The sequence below is a fragment of the Croceibacterium soli genome (genome assembly GCF_009828065.1).
Lineage (GTDB): Bacteria > Pseudomonadota > Alphaproteobacteria > Sphingomonadales > Sphingomonadaceae > Croceibacterium_B > Croceibacterium_B soli.
Genome location: NZ_WTYK01000002.1, coordinates 58827 through 83077 on the forward strand (window position 1 = coordinate 58827; position 24251 = coordinate 83077).

Genomic DNA, 24251 nt, shown 5'->3' on the forward strand with positions numbered 1-24251 from the left:
TGGACCTGATGAAGTCGATGCTCCGAATTTCCTCCACCTCCGCCCTGGATACGCCGATCGAACGGTGCCGCATACTCTTCGCGGACCAGTTGAACCTGGCGCGCGGGAAATACGTGCCGATGTCGGAGGCAGCCAAAGGCCACGCGCGCCTGTGCGTCGGCACATATGCCGTCACGTACGACAAGCAGATGGTCGCGGCGCCGAGCGGCGGCGTGGTCGAGGGCCTGCCGGACATGGAGATCGCCTTCGATCCGGACGATCTGCGCAAAGGCTGGGAGCCCGGCACCGCGATCGCGCTCGGCGATCTGCGCGACGACAGGGGGCCCTTCCCGCTATGCGGCCGCAGCGCCCTGAAACGCGCGATCGCCGCCTGGCGCGAGCGCGGCCTGGAGCCGATGGTGGGTATCGAGCTGGAAGCCTACATCTTCCAGCGCGCAGAGGATGGCAGCTGGGTTCCCTACGACACCCCCGGCGCGTTCGTTTACGGCACCGGCCCGTTCTCCGACCCTGCCGGCCTGATCGACGACATCTGGGCCACCGCCGCTGCTTGCGACCTGCCGATCGAATCCATCAATGCAGAATTCGACGCTCCGCAGTTCGAACTGACCTTGCGCTATGCGGACGCGCTGAAGGCGGCCGACGATGCGTTCCTGTTCCGGCAGATGGCGCGCGAAGTGCTCTACCGCCGCGGATATCTGCTGTCGTTCCTGCCCAAGCCGTTCGCCGACAAGGCCGGCAGCGGCCTGCACTTCAACCTGAGCTTCCGTGACGCTGGCGGCGCCAACGTTTTCGCCGAGGACGCAGAAACCGGGCAGTGCGGCCCCATCATGGGCGGCGCGATCGCCGGGCTGCTGAAGCATCACCGGGCGCTGACCGGCATCATGGCGCCGCTGACCAATTCCTATTCCCGCCTCCAGCCGGCCAGCCTCTCCGGCTACTGGGCCAACTGGGGTCACGATCATCGCTCGGTCACCGTGCGGATCTCGGGCGAGAAGGGCCCCGCCGCACGCATGGAGCACCGCCTCGCCGACTGCGCGGCCAGCCCGTACTTCGCCCTCGCCGCTCTTCTCCAGGCCGCCCTGCTCGGCGTGGAGCGCGGTTGCGAGCCCCCTCCCCCCGAAACCGCCGACGGCCTCGAGAACGTTAGCACCACGGTCCACGCACCGGGCAATCTCGGGGAAGCGCTCGACGCCCTGGAGCAGGACCGCGAGCTGGTCGAGGCGATCGGCGCCGAGCTGGTCGCCAACTACATCGGCGTGAAGCGTCACGAGATCGAGGAACTCGCCAGCCGATCCGCTGAGGAGCAGATCGCCTACTACCTTCACTACATCTGAGGAACGCCTGTGCGCGACCGCATCGACATCGACGGCATATCGGTTTCTCCCGACCACTTCATCGGCGGCCGGCGCGTCAGTTCGCCGGAGACGTTCGAAACCCGCTGTCCGTTCGACTGGGACCGCAAGCTCGCCGACATCTCACGTGGTGATGCCGAAACGGCACGGCTTAGCGTTGCCGCGGCGGCCGAAGCCTTCCCTGCCTGGGCCGCGCTGACTCCGGCCGAACGGGCGACGTATCTGCACCGGCTGGCGGACCTGATCGAGGAGCGCAAGGACGACATCGCCCAGGTCGAATGCCTCGACATGGCGATGTTGCTGGAGAGCCTGCGGCTGCGGGTGATCTCTCGCGCCGCACTCAACTTCCGCAACTATGCCGATCTGGCCCTCGAGCACCAGGAACGCGTGTGGTCGTCCAAGGGCACGCTGAACCGCGTGATCCGCATGCCCGCCGGGCCAGCGCTGATCATCACCCCATGGAACGCGCCCTTCATGCTGTCGACGTGGAAGTGCGCGCCGGCGCTGGCGGCAGGCAACACGGTGATCCTCAAGCCGGCCGACTGGTCGCCGCTGTCCGCCTCGCTGCTGGGCGACCTGATCGACGAAGCGGGAATTCCGCCGGGAGTCTTCAACATCGTCCAGGGCGGCGCGGAGCTCGGCAACGCCCTGACCAGCGATCCCGGCGTGCGCCGCATCAGCTTCACCGGATCCGTGCCCACCGCGCGCATCATCGGCAAGAATGCCGCCGAGAACATCGTCCCGTTCACCGCGGAACTCGGCGGCAAGAGCGCCCTGCTCGTGTTCGAGGATGCCGACATCGACGCGGCGGCGAAGAAGGCCGCCGGCCAGTACGACGACAGCGGCCAGGTCTGCATGGCCGGATCGCGGCTGATCGTGCAGGACAGCGTGAAGGAAGAGTTCCTCGAACGCTTCCACGCCTACACCGACGCGCACGTGCTCGGCGACAGCCGCGATCCCGCGACGACGGTCTCCGCGATGATCCATCCGGTGCATGTCGAGCGCGTGCTCGGCTTCATCGACCGCGCGCGCGCCGCCGGAGACGAGATCGTCCGCGGCGGCAAGCGCTGGAAGGAAGGCGCCAACTGGGTCGAACCGACTCTCATCGTCCCTACGGGCAACGATAGTGAAGTTGTTCAGAATGAAGTGTTCGGACCCGTCCTGACCTTCCAGACCTTCACCGACGAGGCCGAAGGCGTGGCCCTGGCAAACTCCACCGAGTACGGCCTCTCCGGCGTTATCTACACCGGCAACGCCGACCGCGCCGAGCGCGTCGGGCGGCAGGTCCGCGGTGGCACGGTCTGGGTCAACACGTTCCTCGTGCGCGACCTCACCGCCCCCTTCGGCGGGATCGGCATCTCCGGCATCGGCCGTGAAGGCGGCGACTATGCGCTCGACTTCCATTCCGACCTGAAGACGCTGCAAATCCTCGAAGGCAGCTGCTGAGCGGCAGGACCTCGGCTCGCAGGCGCTGTTCAAGACGTAGTGGTGGTGGTGGGAGTTGGCTGCGCAGTCGTCGCTGGCGGAGTGGGCGTCGGGGTCGGCGTTTGCGCAGTTCCGCCCGATGTGCCGGCGCGCGCGGCGATGACGTTGGGATCGAGAGCCGGCGCGGCGGGCGCTGCAAGCCCCGGTTGCGACGGTGCGAGCGTGGGCGCGGTGCGGCCCGCCCTGGCCGTGTCGCGCGCCTGATAGCGGGCTTCGCGGGCCTGTTCGGCCTGCAGCATCAGCTCGGTTTCCCGGCTCGGATTGAGCGAGTTCTGCGTCAACCGCTGCTGCGTCGCCTGGCTCGCCAGGCGGTCGAGCGGAACCTGGTCGGTGCGGAAATTGAGCTCGACCGAACTGTTGAGGTCGGCGCTGGCGGTCAGATCCTCGCTCGTTGTCGTATCGCTGGTCCGCACATAACCAATGGTGGAGCTCAGGCTGGCCGAGGCGCTCCACCAGCCGAACCCGACACTGCCGCTGGCGGCCACCGAGGTGCGGGTATCGAAGGCCGAAGTCTGCCGGTCCTGCGCGGCCGATGTCGCATCGATGTGGAAACGCATTCCGGCTGTGATCTTGCCCGAATCGATGACGATCCGCTGCATGCCCATCTGGATCATCGTCGCCAGCATGCCCTGCCGGTTGCGCGCGAGGGCGCGCTTGACGAACGGCACCAGCGCCTCGCCCCCGCCACTCGGCACTTCGGCGTCCGCCTCGAGCGACAAAGCGGCGCGCAGCGCCTCGGGGCTTGGCGGCGCGCCGACCGAGACCAGGCGCAGCGGGTCGCGGTCCTCGTCCCCGTCCATCGACGGGAAATCGTCCTGCGCCTCGCCCTCGCCTTCAATTGCGTAGCTGCCGGGGAAGCGCTCGACCAGCCAACGCCGCGCCGCGTCGTCGTTGCCGCCGAGCGAGGAGAAGCTCTCGAGCGATTGCGAGACCCCGCGGATCAGTTCGAAATACTGCTGCAGCTGCTGCTGGTTGGTATCCAGGATCGCCTTGAACACCCCGTTGATCAGCTCGGCCACAAAGCGTGGAAAGGAGATCGCCTGGAGGATGTTGCGGGTCGTGCTCGCCACGCGGTCGACGGCGGTGCCGGAGAATTCGTCGCCCGCGTTCATCGCCCGCGCAGCCTGGGGCGGCTTGCCGGCATCACGCTCGAGCAGCTTCGCCGCTTCGGCGATGCGCACCAGCGAGTGGGCGATCTCGCGCCGGGTGGGTGGGTCGATCTCGGCGAATTGCGGAGCCGCCGTCAGCGCCTGGCGGACCTCGTGGCGCGTCTCCGGGCTCGGGCTGGCCAGCTGCACGCCGGGAGCGAGACCCGCGCGCACTGCCTAGCGTCCAAGATCGTGCCAGGAACCGACGTCGGGCGGGCGACCGGGCGCCCTGCCCGCGGCGTCGCTCGCCCGGGCTTCCTCTTCCGAGCGGATGAGGGCGATGGTCTCGTCGACCCAGTCGAGCGCGGCGCCGAGCACCGGATCGTCGCCGTCGATCCTGGTGCCTTGCCCGTCGCCGTGTTCGACCAGGTCGGCGAGCCAGGCGAGCACGACCATGCCCGCGCGCCCGCGCCGCAAGTGGCTGAGCGTGGGGCGAACCGGGCGGCGCAGGCGGCGATCGATCGCCGCAACGGCGTCCCACATCGTGCGCGCGGTCAGCGCCGCCCGCACTGCCGGATGATTGAGGATTGCGATCGCTTGCGACAGGCTCGAGATGATGTCGCGGGCCATCATCATCAGCATGTCGTTGGCGACTTCGCCAATGTTCTCCGCGACGCGGTCCGCGGCCATGCGCATGCGCGCCGGGCTCTGGCCGTCGGCCGCCTTGACGATCGTGTCGCACAGCTCGAGCAGCAGTTCCTCGAACATCTCGTTGATGCCGCCGGAAGCGTCGACCGGCCCGGCCGGCGCCCCGAACAGCCGCCCGAACAGGGCAAGACGCTCGGCCTCGCTGGCACGCTCGCTGCGCGCTTCCCAGAAAGCGATCACGAGTTGCGTCGCCTCGCCGAGGTCGCGCACCATGCCGCTGCGGACCATGCGCGTGAAGTCGTCGGCGGCCTGGATCAGCCCCGCCGCCTCGAGCGTCGAAGCCAGGTAGAGGCTGGCGGTCGCGCGCAGCTGGATCGGATCGGCGCGCGCGGCGGGCGGCAGCTCGATCCCGCCGAGCTCCGCCAGCATGAGCGCATGGCTCTCGGCCGAGAGGAGCAGCCGTTCGGCATCCTTGAGCGCGCTTTCGGCGCTCTGCGCACCGGCCTGCTCGGCAAAGGCGTGGACCAGCAGGGTCATTGCCCGGTCTCGGCAGGCTGCTGCGCGACCGGCGGGCGCGGCGTGGGCGCCGCGTTGCCCTGGATCGCCCCAATCATTTCCGGCGTCGCCATCTTCTCGAGCGGAAGGTAGTCGGACTTGAAGTTGACCCGCACTTCGCCCTGCATCTTGGCGGCCAGGTCGAGCTTGGACTCGCTCGATTCGTCGACCGAGGTCTTGACGGTGGCGACGTGGCTGCGCTCGTTGACGTTCACCGAACCGCCGCCGAAGCCGAGGAAGCTGCCGCCGAAGAAGCTGGTGTTCTTGTTGCGCTGGCTCTGCCGGTCATAGGCGGAAGCCTTGTAGTCACGCTCCGCCACATCGGTCGAACGCATGTCGAACTTTACCTTGGCGGTGATCGATCCGTCGGTGACGACGATCCGGTTGATGCCCAGCATGACCATCGAGGCGAGCAGCTGCTGGCGCGACTTGGCCATCATCAGCCGCGCGGCATTGACCAGGCGCAGCTCCTCCTCCTCTTCGCCGAGGTCCTCGACCGGCGGGCCGGGCATGCCCATCGTCTGCTGGATTTCGGTCAGCCCGCCCTCGTTGTCGGCATCCTTCTGGCGGAGCCGGGAATTGCCGTCCTGGTCGATTTCCAGGTCGAGCAGGTCGGGAAAGCGCTCGACAAGATAATCGCGCCCCTGCCCCACCCCGATGTTCTCGTTCATGTATTCCTCGGCCGACTTGGCCACATTGGACACCAGTTCGGCATAGGCGCGCATCTGCTCGATCGAGGTGTGCACGATGCTGACGAAGACGTTCTGGATCAGGCCGCCGACGAAGGCCGGGAAATCGACTTCGTTGACCAGGCGCACGAACTGGTCGGTACCCTGGCGCGCCGCGCCGGCCTCGAAGTCCTTGCCGGCGAAGCCCGGCGACTTGGAGAGGTTCTTGCGGGTCTGCTCGTTGGCATCGGCCTGCGCGGCGGCGAGCGGCGCGGTGCGCTTCGCCTGGGCGCGGCCGATCGGGTCCGCCATCGCGTCGCTGACCACGCCGTTGGGATCGTCGACATAGGCCAGCAGCTTGACCATGTTGTTGGCGAGCGCGAGCTGCTCGGCGCGCTCCATTTCCGAATAGGCCGGGATTTGCGTGAGCATGTCGCGCACCATCGGCCGCACGCGGTCGACGGCCTCGGGGCTGAGCCCGTCCGGCAGCCCTGGACCGCCCGCGGAGGCGGCGGCGGGCGGCGGTTCCGCGGTAGCGTGGTGAGAGGCGGCGGCCGGCACGGGTTACTGCCCTGCTTGCGGCTGCGGCGCTTGTCCGCCCTGCGGGGGCGGCGCCGCGCCCGGCTTGTAGATCGGCTTGTTGTGATCGACCGGCTTGGAGCGCATCTGGATCGCGGCCATCATCTCGGGCGTCGCCATCTTGTCCAGCGGCAGGTAGTCCGACTTGAAGTTCACCTCGACATTGCCGGCCAAGCTGGCCCGGGCCGTCAGAGCCTCGTTCTGCATGTCGCTGGCGACCGACATCGCGGTCATCACCGGCTTCTGCGCGTACTTGTATTTGCCTTTCGTGTAGTAGTCGGAATCATAGTTGCCCTTGTAGCTGCCGTCGGCGGCCCGCTCGTAATCGCCCGTGTACTTGCCGCCGCGGTCGTATTCGCCTTCGCTCTGCGACAGCAGGTCGAGCGAACCGTCCGCCTTGCGCGCATAGTCCCGCGCCTGGGCCGAGCGCGACAGGGTCCGCTGGCTGGAGGCGTTGAAGTCGTACATGATCTTGGCCTGGATCTTGCCGTTGGTGACGACGATCCGGTTCAGGCCCATCATGACCATCGTGGCGAGCAACTGCTGGCGCGCGGTGGCAATGTGGCTGCGCGCCGCCTGGATCAGCTTCGCCTCGGCTTCCGGATCGGCGACGTCGAGGGAATCGATTCCGCCTTCGACCAGGCCGCCAAGGGTCGATTGGACCCGGGCGAGCGCGCTGTCCTGATCGACCCCGTCGCGCACGCGCAGCTTGGGCTCCTTGGAGCCCGAGAATTCGTCGATGCCCATGGCGAAGACGTCGGGAAACTGCTCGATCAACTGGTCCTTGCCCTCATCGTCGGTGGTATTCTCGTCGCGGAACTGGTTGAGCGATTTGGAGACGTCCGCAACCATCTTCGAGTAAGCTTCCATCTGCTCGATCGAAGAGGTCACGATCGAGTTGAACACGCCGTCGATGAGGCCGGAGACAAACTCGACGAAGTTCACCTGCTTGATGAACTCGGCCCCTATACGGGCACCTTCCTCCACCGCCGCGGCGCTGAACGGGTCCTCGCCGATCGCCTCGACCGCCTTCTGCCCTTCCTTGAACTGGTCGTTCATCGCCATGCTGCGCATGTCGGCCGCTTGCTGCTGGCCGACCAGAGTATCGGCGACCAGCGCGGTATCGCGGGCGACCTGCTGCTGCTGCGCCGGCGAGAGCTGCGCGAAAGCTTCGGACTGGTTGAGCAGTTCGCGCACTTTGGCGCGCACTTCGGGGCGCGGCACGACTGCGGAGGCTGCGGGATCGCTGCCGCGGGCTTGCTCCGGGACCCGGGCGATGGCGGTTTGGGCGTTCATGGCGTGATCCTTGGATTAGCGGCGGCGCGCTCGCATCAGGCGGCGACCGGCTGGGCTGGCATACGGACGGCCGAAGGCGAGATCTCGAACTCGACCGGCCGCAGGAACAGGCTGATCTTCGCAGGGCCCGACGGCCCGATGCGGATGCCGAGGATCGAGAACCGCCCCGGCCAGACCTGGTCGTCCGGCGTGAACGCCTCGAGAAAGCGTTCGAGCGCGGTCAGCTCCGACGGGCGTTCGCGCAAGTTCATCGTCAGCAACTGCAGGAAGTTGGGCGGGACGTCGCCGACCGCGTCCAGCATGACCTGCAGCTCCATCTCGACGCCTTGCGGACCGCGGCCGAACGAAACCAGCGTCGAACCGCCCGGCAGATCGAACCGCCCGCCCAGCGCCACGCCGATGATCTGCATGATCGGCGCCAGCCGGCCGCCGAGGTCGAGTTCCTGCATCATCGGCTCGAGGTCGGCGAGGCGCAAGTTGTTGGTCAGCAGGAACGTCATCCACTGCGCGCCATGGTCTCGCCCGGCGACGAGCGTGGTGAACACCGGCCGCATCCCGGGCAGCGCCGCCATGGCGTTGCCGATCAGCATGGCGAGCCGCGGGTTCACCTGGGCGACGGCGGAATCCCCGCCTTCGTAGCTGACCGATGCCGACTGCAGCCCCCCGGCATCGAAGCTCGATCCGAAGATCGCGCCGTAGTTCAGGGAATGGCTGCGGCCGTGCGAACGGAAGCCTTCGCTGGCCCCATCGTACCATCGCAGCGCCTCGCTGCCGAAGTTGTCGTTCACCAGCCGGCGCATCGCGTGGGTGGTGAAGTCGCGGCGGTCCGATCCGCTGGCGCGGGGGCCGAGCGGCTCGAGTTCGAACGACAGGTTGCGCGGCTGGCGCGCCGCGAACTGGGAGCGCAGCGGCGCCGCGCCGGGTTCGACCGGGTTGTTGCCGTACGCCGGGTCTCCATACGGATCGCGGAAGCTGTCTTCCAGCATCGGGCCGACGAAGCGGTTAGGATCCGCGGTGCGCAGCCGGGTAGCGGCGGTCATCAGCCGCGACTTCACGAGGGTGGACATCGGTTTGCTGTACATTGTCGTTCTCCATCACCCCCGGCTGTTCAGTAGCCGGCGTAAGCGGACCGATCGTGGCCGTTGGTCGCCTGCGGCTGGTAGCTCATGCCGAGGCCGAGCCCAGTTCCCTCCAGCAGGTCGCGGGCGATCGAAGGCATCTGGATCGGCCGGCTCGGCTGCTGCGGGGACTCGCGCGGCTGGCTGAGCTGCTCCACGCGCATGTCGTCGAGTGCGGAATCCGCCAGCCACAGCTCGCAGGCATTGATCAGGTCGTAGTCGGTCGGATGCGAGGTGGCGCTCTGGCCGAGCAGCCGCGCCGGTGGGTTCTCGATCGCTTTCAGCTCGAGCACCGGGAGCGTCGGATCGCGCAGCCGGTCCAGGTTGTCGCCCAGCCAGCGGGTGATTATGGCGCCGCTTGTAGCAAGGGTACGGTACTTGCTCGAGTTGCGCGCCCCGCCCAGTTCGACTTGCGCGATCTGATCGATCACGCCCCACATGTCGCGCGCGCCGAAGCTCGACTTTACGTCCGGGTCCGACAGCAGCTGGATCATCTCGTTGATCTGCTTCTGCAGGTCGATCGCCGCGTAATAGGCCATGCCGTAGCCATAGAGCGACATGTTGGCGACAAGGTCGCGGGCCGACTTCTTGACCTGCTGCTGGTTGACCGAAACCGGCAGGCTGGAGCGGATGAGCTGGTCCACGCGGTTCTCGCGGACCAGCGAGGAGACCGACGAGACGAAGCGCAGCCACAAGTCCTGGAAGTCGGTGTTGACCTGCGCGCCGGGCTGCCCGGTCGGCATGCCGAGCGTCATCGCGTAGAACGTCTGCCGTTCGACTTCGCTCATCCGGTTCGGGGCCTGTCGCCAGTATTCGTAAAGCTGCGTTCCGGCCTTCCCCCGCGGCAGCGAGATATGCCCGCGCTGCGAAAGCTCGATCAGCTTGTCGACCACTTGGAAGGCCTTTAGCTCCTCGAACATCGAGGCGAAGATCATCGGCCCCATCAGGTAGACGTTTTCCGCGACGACGTTGTTGTCCGCCCACGAATTGAGATCCGGCAAGTCGATCGCCACCTCGTGCCACGGCCGTTCCTCCTCGGAGGCCGAGAAGTCGCTGACGCGGTCGATGACCTGGTCGACCATCGGCTTGAGCTGCGGATCGTTCTCGCGGACCTGCTTCTCGATAAGGACCCTCATCGTCTCGGCGAACTTGGCGGCGTAGACCTCCGCCACCTGGCGGCTGTTGATCCGCACGTCGTTGATGATGATCGACAGGACCTTCTGCGCCAGGCCCATCTGGCCCGCGATCGTGCCGAGCGACTGGTAGAACGCGGACAGGAAGCCGGCCCACTTGGGATGCATGGTATCGGGCCGCGTCCGGTCGCCGTCCGCAACTACGGGCGGAACCGCCGCCTTGCCGGCGGAGAGCAGGCCGTAGAGCAGGCTGGTGCGTACCACCTGGCGATTGTGCTCATCCTCGCTGGGGAGGCGCGGGTCGAACAGGATCGCGCCACTCTCGTGGAAGATCCGCACCGGCGCGAGATTGCCGTCGTTGCGGCCGAGCGCCTCGCGCAGGGCCACGAACAGCGGGTCGAAGCGGATCCACGGGCCCTGCTTGTCCTTCAGGGCCAGGAGCTCGGTCAGCCGCTCGTGCTCGTTGGCGTCGGCCTCCCCCAGCTTCTCGACGCGCCTCTTGCGCGCATTGAGCTCGCCGAGCAGGCGCTCGGCATTGTGGATGGCGTTCTTCTCGTTTTCGACCAGGTCGACGAACCGGGTCTTGTTCGGGATGTTCGGGCCCTCCGATCCGCCGGCCGGAGTGTTTGCTTTGGTGGCCATTGTGAATTCCTTTCACTCGTAAAAACAGGTCTTTAATCCAGTTCCCTGGGCGTGAATGGGCGAGGATCAGCTAACCATCGTCCGGTCCTCCGAATTCGGTGCTGGGATCGGCGTCGAGCGCCTGGTCCAGCAGGGCGAGCGCGCGGGCGGCATCGAGGATGCCCGCGCCGTTGCCCTCCGGAGTGTCGGGGCGGTGAGGACGGGCGCTCTCGATCAGCAGCTGCTTGACCGTTTCGGGAGCGAGAGCCGCGCTGCGGCGCTGGGCCCGCGAATGGAGCAGCGCCGCGGCGGCGGCCGCGAATGGAGCGGCGAAGCTGGTGCCCGTGGCGCGCTGATATCCGTCCACCGCAGCAGTGCGGATGCGTTCTCCCGGCGCGCAAAGGGCCACGTGATCCCCGCTGGTGCTGAAACCGCTGGCCGCGGCGTCGAGCCCGACCGAGCCGACCGCGATCACCTCCGGACACGCGGCCGGCCAGTACGTGCGCGCGTCGCCGCTGTTGCCTGCTGCCGCCACCAGGGTGCAGCCCCTCGCGGTGGCATAGGCCACGGCCTCGGCATGCGGTTTTGGCGCACCCGGTTCGATGGCCTCGTCGTCCGTGCCGAAGCTGAGGTTGACCACTTTGGCGCCGAGTTGGACCGCCATAACCATGCCGATGTCGAGATCGCTGACCGAGCCGACCCCCACCGCCTGCTGCTTGCCGGGGAACAGGGCCGCGCCGAGCGAGCGGATCGGCAGGATCTGGCAATCGCCCGCAAGTCCGGGCGGCATGCGTTCGCCCGCCGCGCCGATGATCGCCGCACAGCCGGAGCCGTGACCAACGAAGCGATCGGACGGGTCGACGTCGGCGCCTGCGTTGTCGCCGAGCAGGGCGATCCCGCCGGCCATCTCGCCATGGCCCAGCTGGACCGTGTCGAAGCCGCTGCGCAGGCGCCAGCCGAACTCCTCGTGCGCCGGGTTTACGCCGCTGTCGACCACGCCGACGATCACCGCCGGGTCGCCCGGTTCGTGGGCCAGCGCACGCTGCGCCCCGATCATCTCGCGCGGAGCCCAGCCGTCGTCGTCTTCCTCGTCGTCGCCGCCCAAGCCGCCGAACGCCGGCTCGTAGCGGTCGAGGCCGACCGCGACGATGTAATTGGGCGTGACGCTCTCGACGACGTCGAGCTGGCGCAGGGAGATCGCCATCGAACCCACATGGGTCCCGGGCTCCACATCGAGGCGCAGCATGCGCGAAATGCCGGTCAGCACCTCGAGGTCGGAATAGCCCTTGTTGCGCGCGCCCGGGCGCCCCAGGGCGGCCGCGGCGGAATGCAACCGCGAGACCCGCACGGATCCGCCGAACGCCCCGGAAACCCGGTCGACCGCGCCGTGGCCTGTCCGTTCCGCGCGGGTCCTGGCGCCTTGGCGAACATCCATCGCCGTCGGGATATGGTCGGGAACCTCGCCCAGCTTGAGCCGCACCAGCAGGCTCGTGGGTGCGGCATACGCGCCGGTGTAGTGGTTCCACGGCTGGGCGATGCGTGCGATCCGGGTCATTGGAAGCGCTCCGGATAGGGCGCCATGCGCTCGTCGAGCCCGGCACCGGGGACCGGCGGAGGCAGCGGTTCCTCGCTGAGATCGAACCAGACCTCCGAACTCGCCACGTCGTCGTGCGCCAGGCTCATCTGCCCCGCGAGCTGCCCATCGCGCGGGGCTAGGACGATCTCGGTATCGGTGGCCTGGACAATACCGACCGGCCGTCCGTCGATCATCGCGCGCGGCGGGCTGCCGTCGCGCAGCAGGTTGCGGCCGCGCACGCGCAGCTGGCGCCGCACGCTGTTGCCCTGGCGTTCGCCGTCGATCCGGACATCGTTGATCATCGGCCGGGTGGCCCGCGAGAGAACCCGTTCGAGCTTGTCGATCGGCAGGTTGGTGATCCGGCCGACGGACCGGCCCAGACCCTGCTGGCGCATCTCGTTGAGCTTGGACACGGTGCGCACGCCGATCCGCTCGAGCCTGCGGATCTCCTCCTCGCTGAGCTCGTCGGTCATTTCGGTGAGCAGCGTGTCGTCCTTGGTGTCGACCGCCAGCTGGATTGCGTTCTCCTCGATCATCGGCTTGGTGATCGCGGTGAACACAAGATGCAGCACGCTGGCTTCGGTGTCGCCCGATCCGGCCGGCTTGATGTGGACCTGCCCATCGCGCATCTCGACGTGCGCCTTCAGGTCCATCGTGATGTCCCTGATCGCGAAAGTCAGCGCCAGGCTGTCGTTCTGGGCCTTGAGCGTCATCCGCGCCTGGGCCGTGTCGAGCTGCGACTGAACGGCCTGGATGAAGTCCTCCAGCGCGACGATCGAGGCGGGACCGGTTCTCATGCGCCGCCCTCCACCACGATCCTGGCGGTGAGGCGGCTGGCCGGCAGGTCGAAGGCCGTCCGCAGCCGCGTACGCGGGCTGTCGGCCAAGACCACCCATTGCCCCTCGCGCTGCTCCAGGCACGCTTCCACCGGCAGGTCGAACTCGATCGAGCTGGGAGTGATGCCGGTCGCGGCGAAAGCCCGCGCCCCGCGCTCGCCGGCCCAATCGAGTCCGGCGACAAGCTCGCTGAGCATCTCGTCGAGCGGGCGGCGCGGCGCGCTCATGCCGGCGCTCCTTGCGGCGGAGCCGGCGCAGGCGCGGGGACCGGCGCCGCAGCCGGGGCAGGAGCCGGGGCTGGAGCGGCTTCGGCAACGGGCTGCGCCGCAGCCGGCAGAGCTGCTGTCTGCGGCGCCTTTCGCACAGCGCTCGCCACGGCTGGGCGGGCCGCGCGTTCGAGCAGGACTCGCTGGGCCTCGTCGACGAACCGCTCGAGCGGCAGGGTCTCGCTGGAGAAGTTGATCTTCACCTCTCCGAACAGTTCGGCGTTGAGCGAGCTGTCGGTCTGGGCGTTGACGCCGACGGTCGAGACTTTGGTGACCGGCGCGGCATAAGCCGTGCTGCCCCGGGTCGACCAGCTGCCGGCCGACGAGGAGGCGCTGCCGGGATCGTCGCTGACCGCGTAGTCGACCGCTGCCCGATCGGCCGCGGCGGCGCGGAAGCGCAGCCTGGCAGTGATCGACCCGTCGTCGACCTTGATCCGCTGCATGCCGAGCATGACCAGCGTCGCCAGCGTCTGCATCCTGTCCCGCGCCATGCGGTCGCGCGCGATGGGGATCAGTTGCTCTTCGATCAGTTCCGGGCTGAGCGGCTGGCCGTCCAGGCCGTAGTCGGTGAGCCAGTCGGCCTCCGGGCCAGAGCCGAACTCGTCCACCCCGCCGCGCGGGACCAGCGCGAAGCTGCCGCCCTGCGAGGAGAGCTCGAGATCGCCCGGATGCTGCGCCGCCAGCCAGTCGCGCGCCTGGTTGATGGTGATGTTCTCGTCGCGAAACTGCTCGACCGGCTTGGAGATCGCCGCCACGAGGTCCGCGAAGGCGTCCATCTGGCGGATCGAGGAATCGACCATCGCGTCCCACGTGCCGTGGATCAGCGAGGCGACGAACTCGGGGAAATCGAGCTCGTCCGACAGCGAGCCGGCGCGCCGGCCGATGGTCTCGGTCGCCGGCTGCTTGGCGCTGCCGCCGGCGGTCGGAGCGGGCTCGTCCGCGAACGCGTCTTCGTCCGCCGGCGGTGCCGAACCGCCCCCGCCCCAGAAGGAGCTGCCGGCCATGCCTCGCGACGTGGCGGCGGCGCCGGGGCTGGCCCGGCGCCCGCTCGCCGGCGGCGGTGGAGGGAGATCGCCGCGCATCGGCATCAGGCGTGTTCGAACGGGCGGACCACCATGGTGGGGTCGCCCCCGCCCGGCCGCGAATGCTGCACCCACCGGCTGGTCACGTCATAAGTGCCGTCGGCATAGAGCGTGACCCGTGTGTTGGCGATCTGGTCGTCGGCGATGACCTCGTCGAACACGTACTGGATATTGATGTGCAGCGCCGGGACTTGCGCCGGACCGGGCGCCCGCGCCTGCGAGCTGCGTGCGTAGAGCCGCGAGTCGTCCTCGATCGTGGCGGTGACGGTCAGGCCCCATCCGGCGGCGTCGTCGTGCCCGATGTCCTCGATGTAGATGCGGCCGAGCGAGGTGCCGTTGTACTGCCAGCGGATCTGCAGCCAGCAATAAATGTCGTCGATGCCGAAGGTCCCGCCGACCAGCGGCCAGTCGCGCAGGGTCACCGTGCCTTCGTGGAACGGTGCCTGCCTCGCAGGCGCGCGGTCGCCCGGGTGCTTGACCCCGGACCAGTTCGAAAGGTGCGTGGCGATGTCGCCTGAATTGGCGCTGATGACCTCGATCGCGGTGCCGGCGATCGTCGCCGCCGCACCGACATCGAAGCCCTGCCCGCGCCTAACCGGAGCCGGCGGCGGCGGCGCGCGGCGCTCGCCCGCGGCCATCGCATAGCCCGCCGGCGCCGCGGTGCTGCGGTTGATGCTGCGCCCCACGGGCACCCCGCCGCTGAGGATCTGGACGTAGGCCGGATTGCCCGCCGCAGCCATTTCGTACTCGGCCTGGAAGTCCTCGTACTTCATGATGTAGCGGCTGCCGGTGTCGTGCGTGGGAGCATAGCCACCCGGGCTGCCGGGCGTGCCGACCGGGCGGTCCCAGGGATCGGCGATGCGCACGAAGTGGTTGGCGCCGTCGTAGTACATGCCCACGACCAGGACAGCGTGGCCGGACAGGTTCGTCGCGCTCGCCATCTTTCCGACGTAGAGCGGGCCGTGGTGCTCGATCAGGGCCTTGAAGCCCTCCGGCAGGTAGCATTGCGGCGGATGGGCCGTCAGGCCGAGCGCGTCGGCGGCCGCCTGGCGTTCCGCCCAGGGCAGGCCGTTGGCGATGTCTTTGCCGCACTGCTGTGCGATCGTTTCCGGGGCGATGCTCACCTGGTCGCGCCAGCCGATCAGCATCGACAGCGTGGTCGCCCAGCAGCCGTTGTCGGTCGGTTGCGGGGTCAGCTGGACCTCGTCCCATTGGATCGACCACCGGCTGCCGACGCCCATCCCGGCCGCCATGGCGAAGCCCGCGGGAGGATTGCCGCTGCGGTCCGGCTGGCGCCCCGCCGGCACGCCGAGCGAGAACATCTGCACGTTGGCCTCGCCGACACTGCTGTCGCGAGCCGCCTGCAGCTCGTACTCGCTTTCGAAATCCTCGAAGCGCAGGATGTAGCGGCTGCCGGTGTTGTGGGTGGACTGGTATGAGCCTGGCGTGCCCGGCGTGCCGACGCTGCGGTCCCATGGATCGGCGATGCGCACGAACCACTGCCCACCGTCCTGGTACATCCCCACCACGAGCACCGCGTGCCCGGACAGGTTGGCGGCGCTGGCCATCTTGCTGACGTAAAGCGGGCCATCGCTCTCGAGCAGGTCGTAAAGCCCTTCCGCGGTATAGCACTGCGGCGGGATCGGGTTCAGGCCGAGCCGCTGCGCGACCGCGCGGTGCTCGCTCCAGGCCAGTCCTTTGTCGATGCTCTTGCCGGCCTGCTCCGCAATGGTCTGCGGGGCGATGCTGACCTGATCGTGCCAGCCGACGAGCATGGCGATGGTCGTCGCCCAGCAGCTCATGTCGGTGGGCTGGTTGACCAGCTGCACGTCGGGCCAGTGGATGCTGGAGCTTACCTCCTGCGCGCGGGCCTGCGGCGTGGCGAACAGGTCGTCGCCGGACGAAACCGGCCGCTGCGAAGGCTCGAGCGTGTCGAGCAGCGGCACCACCGAAGCTTCCGGAAGTCCGAGGCCGAGCGCCTCGTGGATGCGCTGGGCGAAAGCTCCGCCGATCCGCGCGGCGCGCTGGCGAGCGCTGCCCGGCAGGTCCGGCATGACCGCCCGTGCATCGGCGGGCTCGTCTCCGGCGGCCTGGGGGCGCTCCTGGAACGCCGCCTGGCGCGCGGGCAGCTCGGGCAGCTCGCCGAACCCGTCGTTGTACTCGGCGGGGCCGGCAGGCTGGGGAGCAGTGCCCGATCCGTTGGCCGTCACCGGCTGGGCGGTGCGCGCGGGCTCGCTACCCGGCTGCGCCGCGTCGCCGGTCCATTCCATCAGCGGCGGACCGGCGCTTCGGGCAGGCGCGAAGCTGCGGCGCAAAGTGCGGCCGGTGAAGCCGCTCAGCGATACGTATGGGCTGCCCTCGCGCGGCGCTGCGTCGACTTTCAGCCCGCCCTGATCGGCACGCCCGGTGGCCAGGGCGAAGAACAGCTTGTCCTGGCCGATGAAGCGCGCGAGCACCTCCGGCGGTACCACGAAAACGCCCTCCCCGCGCGGGACCGAGAGCAGCCCGTGCTCGCGGCTCGAATAGAAGTTCGCGGCCGTACGGCGGGCGCGGTTCTCGGGCCGGAACAGGTCGATGGCGGTCGCCAGCACGACTTCGGCCTGGACCTCAGGCTGGGCGGTTCGCACCGCGAACCCCAGCATGGGAAAGCGGTCGTTTACCTGCATGCGATTGGGGCGAATTTGCGCGGTCATGGGTCTCACCTGTCTCTCTTGGGATGGGATGTGCGGCGGGGGGTCGCGGCCGGCGCGCGCGGATCGGCGCCGCCGTTGCCGGCGCCTTTGCGGGACAGCTCGCGCAGTTCGCGGGCGCGCTGCTCGAACTCCTCGGGGAGCGACCGGAGCACGATGTCGAAAGCCGCACCGTGCTCTCCGATCGCCGCGATCGGCCCGTGCTCGGCCTCGTGCTCGGCCACGGCCTGGGCCAGCAGCTCGGACAGCATCTTGGCGTAAGGCGGGGAGATCGCGACCGGCGTATGGATCGACAGATCGCCGCCGTTGGGTTGTCCCGATGGGCGAAACTGCCCCAGTTCGATCAGGAACTCGTAAGGGTTATGCGCGACTTCGAAGTAGTTGACATAGAGCGATGCATGCCCAGCCCGCCTGACGCCGACGTCCTCGCTGGTGCTCGGTTGGGCCACTGTCCTGCCTCGTCGTCTGCCGCTGTCGCCAGACCTTCAGCAGGATGCGTGCCACTCGAAGATTGTCTCGAATTTTCCGGAGTTTGGGTGAAATGGACCGGCGCTGCCGATGTAACATGTTACACTCGCGCGCCGAACGGGACGGTGCGTATGTGTTACACGTCCTCGCTCCGTCCTGCGCGGCGGTGCACGGGCGTGGCGCTCTGCGCGAGGTTGTACTTCGTCATCTTGCGGTACAGCGTCATGCGCGACCAGTGCAGCGTCTTCGCCGCCTGGGCCTTGTTCCAGTTCGTCTGCTCGAGCGCCGCGAGCATCCGCTCGCACTCGCCCGGATCGGCGTGCGAGTAGGATCGGCGCAGGTGGGCGAATGCGTTGGGGATGTTGCGCATGGTGATCGGCCCCGCGGGAGGGTCGATGAACACCGCTTCGACGAAGTTGCGGATTTCGCGGATGTTGCCGGGCCAGTCGTAGTGGAGGAGCAGCCCGAACAGATCGGGGTCGAGGCCACTGACGGTCGTGTGCCGATCGCGGTTGAAGCGTTCGATGAAGTGATCGATGTACAGCCCGATGTCCTCCGGTCGGTCGGCGAGCGGCGGTATGTCGATCCGCGCCACGTTGATGCGGTAATAGAGATCGCTGCGGAAGCGCCCTTCGGCAACCGCGTCCTCGACATCGACGTTGGTGGCGGCGATGATGCGCAGGTCGTATTTCTCCGGCCGGGTCGCGCCGATGGGATAGGCTTCCTTCTCCTCGAGCAGGCGCAGCAGCTTGGTCTGGTTGTAGAGCGAGAGATCGCCGAGCTCGTCGAGGAACAAGGTCCCGCCGTCGGCCAGCTTGGCCTTGCCGGCCCGCGCCGCGACGGCACCGGTGAAGCTGCCGCGCTCGAAGCCGAACAGCTCGCTTTCGAACAGCGTATCGGGAATGGCGGCGCAGTTGATCGCGACGAAAGGCTCGGCGCTGCGGCGGCTCTGCTGGTGGATCGAGCGGGCGAAATGTTCCTTGCCGGTGCCCGTCTCGCCGGTGATCAGGGTCGGCGCATCGGACCTGGCGATCTTGGGTAAGTCGCCTCGCAAGGCGAAGATCGCCTCGCTCCTTCCCAAGATCTCGGCAGCGCCTTGCAAAGGAGTCTCCCCCCTGCGTCTGTCAACGATACGTCCGTCAATGATGCGTCTTGTGGTGCATGGCCACGAGCCGCGGCATGCAAATGTCCCGACCAGGTTCGAGGATCGTCTCCAGGTAAATGTCTATGTCGAATTCTACGATTCGTCCAGCATCGCCTCACCGTAGACCAGGCACAGTTCATCCAACCATTCCTCTCGGGAACGCCCAATTCATAAGGGATATAGTTAATACGGCGGGCGTTTCGTCGGTCACTCTTTGCGTTCGTCGGGAGAGATGGAGGAACTGTGCTTGCCGAAAGGGAGAAGCGGCTGGCGAGCTATGACGCTTCCGTCTACGCCGCTGACCGCCGACGCGAGATTGTTGCACATGTCTCCATAACTGCCACCCTGGTGCAGTTGGGAAGTTTCCGTTGGCGTGTGAGTGGGCGCAACTTTGCCAAGTTAGCGCGAGCGGCAGTGCAGATTGTGTGTAAGTCGTACTGAACCCCGTCACCGTAACCTCAAACAGCGCCCTCACCTTACGGCTTCCTCAGTTGGAGAGGTCGCACAGCTAGTGGGCAACGGAAGCTGTCTCGGTTGTACCCCCAGGTAGTTCGAGGTTCGGAACCTCCCCTTCGTACAATGACCCGCCGTTGCTCCACCAAAGTGGTGCGTTTTCGCCTTTCAGGAAATGCCCAAAAAATTCAATCACCCGTCCGTCGAAGTCAGCGTAAGTCGCATCGTCAAAGGTGTGCGACTGACCACGGTACTCGATGAGCACGACATTCTCATTTCCAAGCGCCCGTAACGTATTGAATAACTCCACCGACTGGGCAAACGACACCGAATCATCTTCACTGCCATGGCCTAAGAGAAGCGGTGTCTTGATGCTCCTTGCATGGTACAAAGGCGAATTGCGCAGAATGTCGTTCCATCCTTCCCACCACGGCTTGCTGAGATAGGGCTGGCTACGCTGACACCCGGGCGTGAGTGGCCATTTCTCGTCATAGGCGCCGTTGCAATGGCTCCAAAGATTGGACACGCCGGCCTTCGAGACGGCGGCCTTGAACCTGTTCGTCTTCGTCACGATGAAGTTCGTTTCGAACGCACCGAACGATTCGCCCATCAAACCTAGACGCTGGGGATCGACTGCGCCCGTAGCAACTGCGGCGTCGATGCCGGCGTTGACGTCTTCCAAGGCCGCGCCTCCCGGATCGTCAAGTTGCGGAACGATATCGGGCAGCAGCACGGCGAAGCCGGCGTTCAGGTAAGGGAAAAGGTAACTCGTCGGCGGGCGATTGTCGTGGGTCGCAGGGGAGAATCTTTTGTAGATCTCGACAATAGTCGGATAGGATCGGCCCTTCTTGTAGCCGACGGGCAAATAGAGAAGTGCATGCCTTTCCGATCCACTCTCAGTTCGGTAGGTCAGATATCGTGCTGGAGCCGGCAACAGATAATCATTTTTCTGCGGATTGATTCTGGTTAGCGTCGTGCCGGGTTTCCAGCCCGCGACGACCTTATGGATTGCACGCTCCTCGATTGACGTTTCCCGGGACACGAACATGGATTTCGAATCCCGTGCTTTGAAGTAGTTCAGGTCGGCAAATTCGGAGTGAAGCTGATTCAACCTCCGACTGTCTGGATCCCAGCGGGCAATACCTTGTTCACCCGTGTCGAGATCAAACCATTCGAAATAGATTTCAAGATTGAAGTCGACCGGGTTTGGGCTTCCATTCACACGAGTTTGCACTGGGCTATCGAGCACTACGCGCCGATACCACTTGTTGCTGGTGCGGCCATCGCCAGTGACATTGAAGGCGCTGCCTTGCCCAAGCGGCAAAGCCCAAACGTCGTAATGGTCAGAAACGAGCACATGAGCGCGGTCAGTGCTCCAACCCTGGATACGCGGCTGACCTTGTTCATGAACGTCTTTCAAGAACCAGTCCCGCTTAGGGTCATTCTCGGGAAAGTAGAATCTGGTGGGAAGTTCGGCCGTCACATTGCGCGACGCCCCAGTCTCCGCCGAGCGGACGATTATATCGCCCTTGCCGTCCTGATAGACGATCGTACGCCCATCGGGCGATAATTGCGGCAATACAAACGCGCCAGACCTCGCCCAAATCCGGTGGCCCGTCAGGATGCGCTCACGCGTTCCGTCCTTCAGATCGACGAGAGAATAGTCGCGACGCTGCGGAGCGGCCGAGGCGACGCCGATCTGCATATAATTGACCCAGTCGTATGCTCCGACATCGTAAGCGAGGATCTTTGCCGCTGACGGATGGCGCTCGACTGTTGCCAGGTGGCCGTTCGTCAGTCGAATAAAACGGGGTGCAGTCAGGTCGATGTAACCCCAGTCGGGCCGGTTCTGGTCGTCGATGCGGCGCTTGTCGGCTGGAAGATAATCGGCTCCGCCGTGCCACAACCGGACACCCGGGACGCCGTTCCGTTTCGCCTGATGGCCGAGCTTTCGGATAGGAACATACAAGCCCTGCCGGTCGCTGCGCCATTCAAGCCCCGCGACGATCCCGAAGTCGGCAGGAAAAGTTGCGAGATCCTTTGGCGTAACGACATGGACGGTAGGCCGCGCGCTTTCCAGGCTCGTGATCGCCACCAACGCTGTCGAATCTTTGCGAACGGCCGCTATTGCATCGCCTGTCGAGGCCCAGGTCAGACCCTCGAAAGCGTCACCGCCGGAGACTAGTGTACGCCTGACGCCCGTGCGTAGATCCATTTCGTTGATCTGCCCCCCATCCGTCCAGGCGACACGGTCCCGGGCCGTATTGGTCGAGACCTCTTTGACCATTCCCAAGTTGACGGCAGGGCCGCCACAAAGGCGGTGAATGCTCGCGGTGGAGCTGTGCTCGCTTGACTTGGAGATCAACACGATCTGCTCGGTGGGACCCAAGAGATCGAAGGTGCTGACATCGGGAAAATCGCAGGACCGTCCGGTTTCAAGATCGAGTGCTGTGACGACGACCGCTGTGCCTGCCTTGCCCGTTGAACCGTGCCTACGGAACGCGACCCATCTGCCAGACGGCGACAAAGAAAAGCTTTCGGCCTCGTCGGACTTGCCAAGCTCAATGCGACGCTCGGTCGAGCCATGGACCGACTTGATCACCAGCGTCGAGCCGCCGCCGCCAACGGAAGCAGCCAGATAGACGAGCCACTTTCCATTGGGACTCAATTGTTCGGAAGAAACATGCTTCCATTGCTTGGCGACGGCCGGTGTCACTCGCCTCAACGTTTCCGCTTCCGTAGGCGCATGATGCGAAGTACAGCCAAGTACCAACGCGACCACGCGGACTCTTCCGAAGAACTTCGACATCATCCTGCTTGCTCCCCATCGAAAGAAGCAGTGGCAGCTTCTTCGCGCTGAACCTTTGTCCAATCGGTTTTGAGTGATTCCCATCGCTCTTTTCGGGCGCGGTCCTCTTCGCGAGTTTCGATCTCCTCGCCACGGAGCCAGAACCGCATCCAGTCCAGCGTGGAACGCATGGCCGCCGCACGCTCCGCAGGCGCTTGCAGAACGTGAGCGGCCCCCGGATGATAATGATATTCGATGGGACGGCGAGCGAGCTTGAACGCGCCGATCGTCGAATGAGCGTCCCATAAGATCGGATTGCCGGTCACATGGAAAAGGATCGGGGATTTCAGTCGGTCCAGATTGAACTCGGGCGCATCGAGCCAGGCAACCTTGTTCCACCAGAAGGCTTTGCGATTGCCGAATTGCCAAGCGTAGTGGCTGGTTGACTGCACGTCCTCCGTCGCCGTCGCCGCCATCGAAACATATTGGCTGTATCCGTTTGTGATGGAATCGAACACGATGGCGGCACCGACCGGCGTTCGCCCCGGATGCGTCGCTACATAATAGGTATAGGTTCCGGTACGGGAGAAGCCGATAAGCCCGCTTGGCAAATCAGCCGCGAGACCTCTCCTTTTCAACTCATCGACCGCGGAGTCCAGGCGCAGCACCTGCGCCGGAAATTCCGACGGGGTCAAAATGATCTCCGATTGCGTTTCGCGGCCCGATCCATAGCCCCCGGCAGCCTGCATCAGGAATACGGTAAAGCCGTTAGCCGCGAGCAACTGAGCTGCGTCAGCCGTTCCGCTTATGCCATCCGGTGCGAAATCATCCTTGGTGGAGCCCAGGAACTGGACGATGAGGCGCGGAGACTGTCCTGGAGTTGGCCTGCCCCGGACCAAATAGCCATAGGCAGGATTCCCCGCTTCATCGGTCCAATCGATGCGTTCGAATGGCCGAATCTTGGCGAGGCTTGATGCCGGCCCGGCAGAGAAAAGTACCCGCTCCTTGCCATAGCCCTCAACCAAAAGGCGCGGCGGTTCGCCGAGCCCTCCCCGGACGGTGAATGTGAGTTCGTCAACCGGTGGCCCGCCCTTCCTCTGGTTTGTATCGCCGACTAGCCAACCAGCGCTTGTGAAATTGTAGTGGCGGACCCAGCTCTTGCCGCCCTTGGCTTCAAAGCGGACCTTCAGCCGCTTTCCTTCGTCGATCCATTCAGGATCCGCTCGGAGACCCGACCCGTCAGCGAGCGTCTCAACAACCCGGCTCTTGCCAGTGGCAACGTTATAATCGACGATTTGAGAGGTCTTGTCTGGTCGGGACTCACTCGATCCCGCTATATTGAACAGAAGCAGATGCGAGCTGTCGTGGGACCAGAAGGAACTGGCTCTGGTGTAAAACTTCGTGGTAAAGGGCGAAGGATTGGCGCGGATCCGCGCCGCCGCTAGCGGCAAGTCAGTCAAGGTCCGCCGCTCGCCCGTGGCAAGGTCGAACAATATGTAGCGGAGCGCCGACGTGGCAAATGGGTAAGCGTTCCAGTCGGCGGGCTTGGTGAGGCCGTCCGGCTGGAAGGCCATGACGGCCCATCTTTCATCCGGAGAGATCCACGGGCCGGAGCGCGCTCCTCCTCGCTCGGAATCTATCGAAGCAGAGACGATCGGCCTCGGCGCTGCGCCCTTGTAGGACGCATGCATTGTCCAGCTATTGGCACTGAGCACGCTGATCCCGTCGCGTCCCGCAAGATCATAAAGCGTCTCGGCATCCAGGAGCTGGAATGGGTAATCACGCGGCTTGGAACGATGTAGTTCCACGGTGAAGAACAAGGTCGTGCTGCCGCGAGCAACATAATCCTGACCGCCAATTTCCGCGACACTGGCCGAACCTGAGATGCACTCGGGCGCGCGGCCAGTGCGAAGGTCATAGCGGCAGACACGGCGGATCCCGACCTCATCGACGCCGATAAAGCTGATGGTCGAGTCGTCTAGCCACCGCGGCACGTAAATCGCTGCCGAGCCTACCGTGCTGCGCAGCCGGCTGCCCCGTTCGAAGACATGCGTTGGTTGGACGTTATCGAGCCTACCCCGCAACCAGTCGGCGGTCTGAGCACGCGAGTAGACGGAGAGCCTGTAAACACTTCGGTCGGAGGCCAACTCTCCACTGTACGTCACGACAAAGTAGCGGCTACCGTCCGGAGAAAATTGCGCCGGGCCGTCCCTACCCCGCACCGACGGCTCGGCCCAGTCGGTGACGATGCTTTGCAGGGCAATGGAATCCTCAACCGTCCAGCGCGCCACGGAGGTTGCGGGCGACGCCTGAACCGCGCCGGCCGCCGCAGCGCAGTGCCAAGCCAGCAACAGGCCGGCCCCCGTACGGCACCATGCGGTGCACTTGGCCTTGCCAGTCATTGC

Annotated in this window: 17 protein-coding genes; 2 read left to right on the plus strand and 15 right to left on the minus strand. The window is 66.0% G+C overall.

Features of this window, described 5'->3' with window-relative positions; genetic code table 11:
* The first annotated feature begins 8 nt into the window (after positions 1–8).
* Positions 9–1334 carry a type I glutamate--ammonia ligase gene (locus tag GRI75_RS03505; RefSeq protein WP_160745584.1) on the plus strand — a complete coding sequence of 442 codons (1326 nt, stop codon included), beginning with the start codon at positions 9–11 and terminating at the stop codon, positions 1332–1334.
* A 9-nt stretch (positions 1335–1343) separates the two neighbouring features.
* Complete coding sequence (locus GRI75_RS03510; RefSeq protein WP_160745585.1) at positions 1344–2798, plus strand: aldehyde dehydrogenase family protein; 1455 nt, start codon at positions 1344–1346, stop codon at positions 2796–2798.
* A 29-nt stretch (positions 2799–2827) separates the two neighbouring features.
* Here the strand turns inward: GRI75_RS03510 and GRI75_RS03515 are convergent, their stop codons facing one another.
* From GRI75_RS03515 to GRI75_RS03585, 15 genes are all read right to left on the minus strand, one after another.
* Positions 2828–4159, minus strand: a complete 1332-nt coding sequence (locus tag GRI75_RS03515) for a hypothetical protein (RefSeq protein ID WP_160745586.1) — start codon at positions 4157–4159, stop codon at positions 2828–2830.
* A gap of 3 nt (positions 4160–4162) precedes the next feature.
* Complete coding sequence (locus tag GRI75_RS03520; protein WP_160745587.1) at positions 4163–5110, minus strand: hypothetical protein; 948 nt, start codon at positions 5108–5110, stop codon at positions 4163–4165.
* On the minus strand, positions 5107–6357 hold the full coding sequence (locus GRI75_RS03525; protein ID WP_160745588.1) for a hypothetical protein: 1251 nt from the start codon (positions 6355–6357) through the stop codon (positions 5107–5109). The genes GRI75_RS03520 and GRI75_RS03525 overlap by 4 nt, the downstream gene beginning before the upstream one ends.
* Before the next feature lie 3 nt (positions 6358–6360).
* A complete protein-coding gene (locus GRI75_RS03530; RefSeq protein ID WP_160745589.1) occupies positions 6361–7671 on the minus strand; it encodes a hypothetical protein in 1311 nt (436 codons plus the stop codon).
* A gap of 35 nt (positions 7672–7706) precedes the next feature.
* A complete protein-coding gene (locus tag GRI75_RS03535) occupies positions 7707–8753 on the minus strand; it encodes a hypothetical protein (protein ID WP_160745590.1) in 1047 nt (348 codons plus the stop codon).
* 26 nt (positions 8754–8779) lie between these two features.
* Positions 8780–10564: a hypothetical protein gene (locus GRI75_RS03540; protein WP_160745591.1), complete on the minus strand. Its 1785-nt coding sequence runs from the start codon at positions 10562–10564 to the stop codon at positions 8780–8782.
* Between the two features lie 70 nt (positions 10565–10634).
* A complete protein-coding gene (locus tag GRI75_RS03545) occupies positions 10635–12098 on the minus strand; it encodes a S8 family peptidase (RefSeq protein ID WP_160745592.1) in 1464 nt (487 codons plus the stop codon).
* The gene (locus tag GRI75_RS03550; protein WP_160745593.1) at positions 12095–12916 is read right to left on the minus strand and encodes a hypothetical protein; all 822 of its coding nucleotides are present in this window, start codon (positions 12914–12916) and stop codon (positions 12095–12097) included. The genes GRI75_RS03545 and GRI75_RS03550 overlap by 4 nt, the downstream gene beginning before the upstream one ends.
* A complete protein-coding gene (locus GRI75_RS03555) occupies positions 12913–13182 on the minus strand; it encodes a hypothetical protein (RefSeq protein ID WP_160745594.1) in 270 nt (89 codons plus the stop codon). Before GRI75_RS03555 ends, GRI75_RS03550 begins: the two co-directional genes overlap by 4 nt.
* Positions 13179–14225, minus strand: coding sequence for a hypothetical protein (locus GRI75_RS14410; RefSeq protein WP_202389579.1), 1047 nt, complete (start codon positions 14223–14225; stop codon positions 13179–13181). Before GRI75_RS14410 ends, GRI75_RS03555 begins: the two co-directional genes overlap by 4 nt.
* A gap of 83 nt (positions 14226–14308) precedes the next feature.
* Entirely contained in the window at positions 14309–16996 is a 2688-nt protein-coding gene (locus tag GRI75_RS03565) for a papain-like cysteine protease family protein (protein WP_160745595.1), read from the minus strand.
* Positions 16997–17001: 5 nt separating this feature from the next.
* Positions 17002–17442, minus strand: a complete 441-nt coding sequence (locus tag GRI75_RS03570; RefSeq protein WP_160745596.1) for a DUF3467 domain-containing protein — start codon at positions 17440–17442, stop codon at positions 17002–17004.
* A 155-nt stretch (positions 17443–17597) separates the two neighbouring features.
* Positions 17598–18563 carry a sigma-54 interaction domain-containing protein gene (locus GRI75_RS03575; RefSeq protein ID WP_202389580.1) on the minus strand — a complete coding sequence of 322 codons (966 nt, stop codon included), beginning with the start codon at positions 18561–18563 and terminating at the stop codon, positions 17598–17600.
* Between the two features lie 550 nt (positions 18564–19113).
* Positions 19114–21870, minus strand: a complete 2757-nt coding sequence (locus GRI75_RS03580; protein ID WP_160745597.1) for a S9 family peptidase — start codon at positions 21868–21870, stop codon at positions 19114–19116.
* Positions 21867–24248, minus strand: a complete 2382-nt coding sequence (locus GRI75_RS03585) for a hypothetical protein (protein ID WP_160745598.1) — start codon at positions 24246–24248, stop codon at positions 21867–21869. Before GRI75_RS03585 ends, GRI75_RS03580 begins: the two co-directional genes overlap by 4 nt.
* Positions 24249–24251 lie beyond the last annotated feature (3 nt).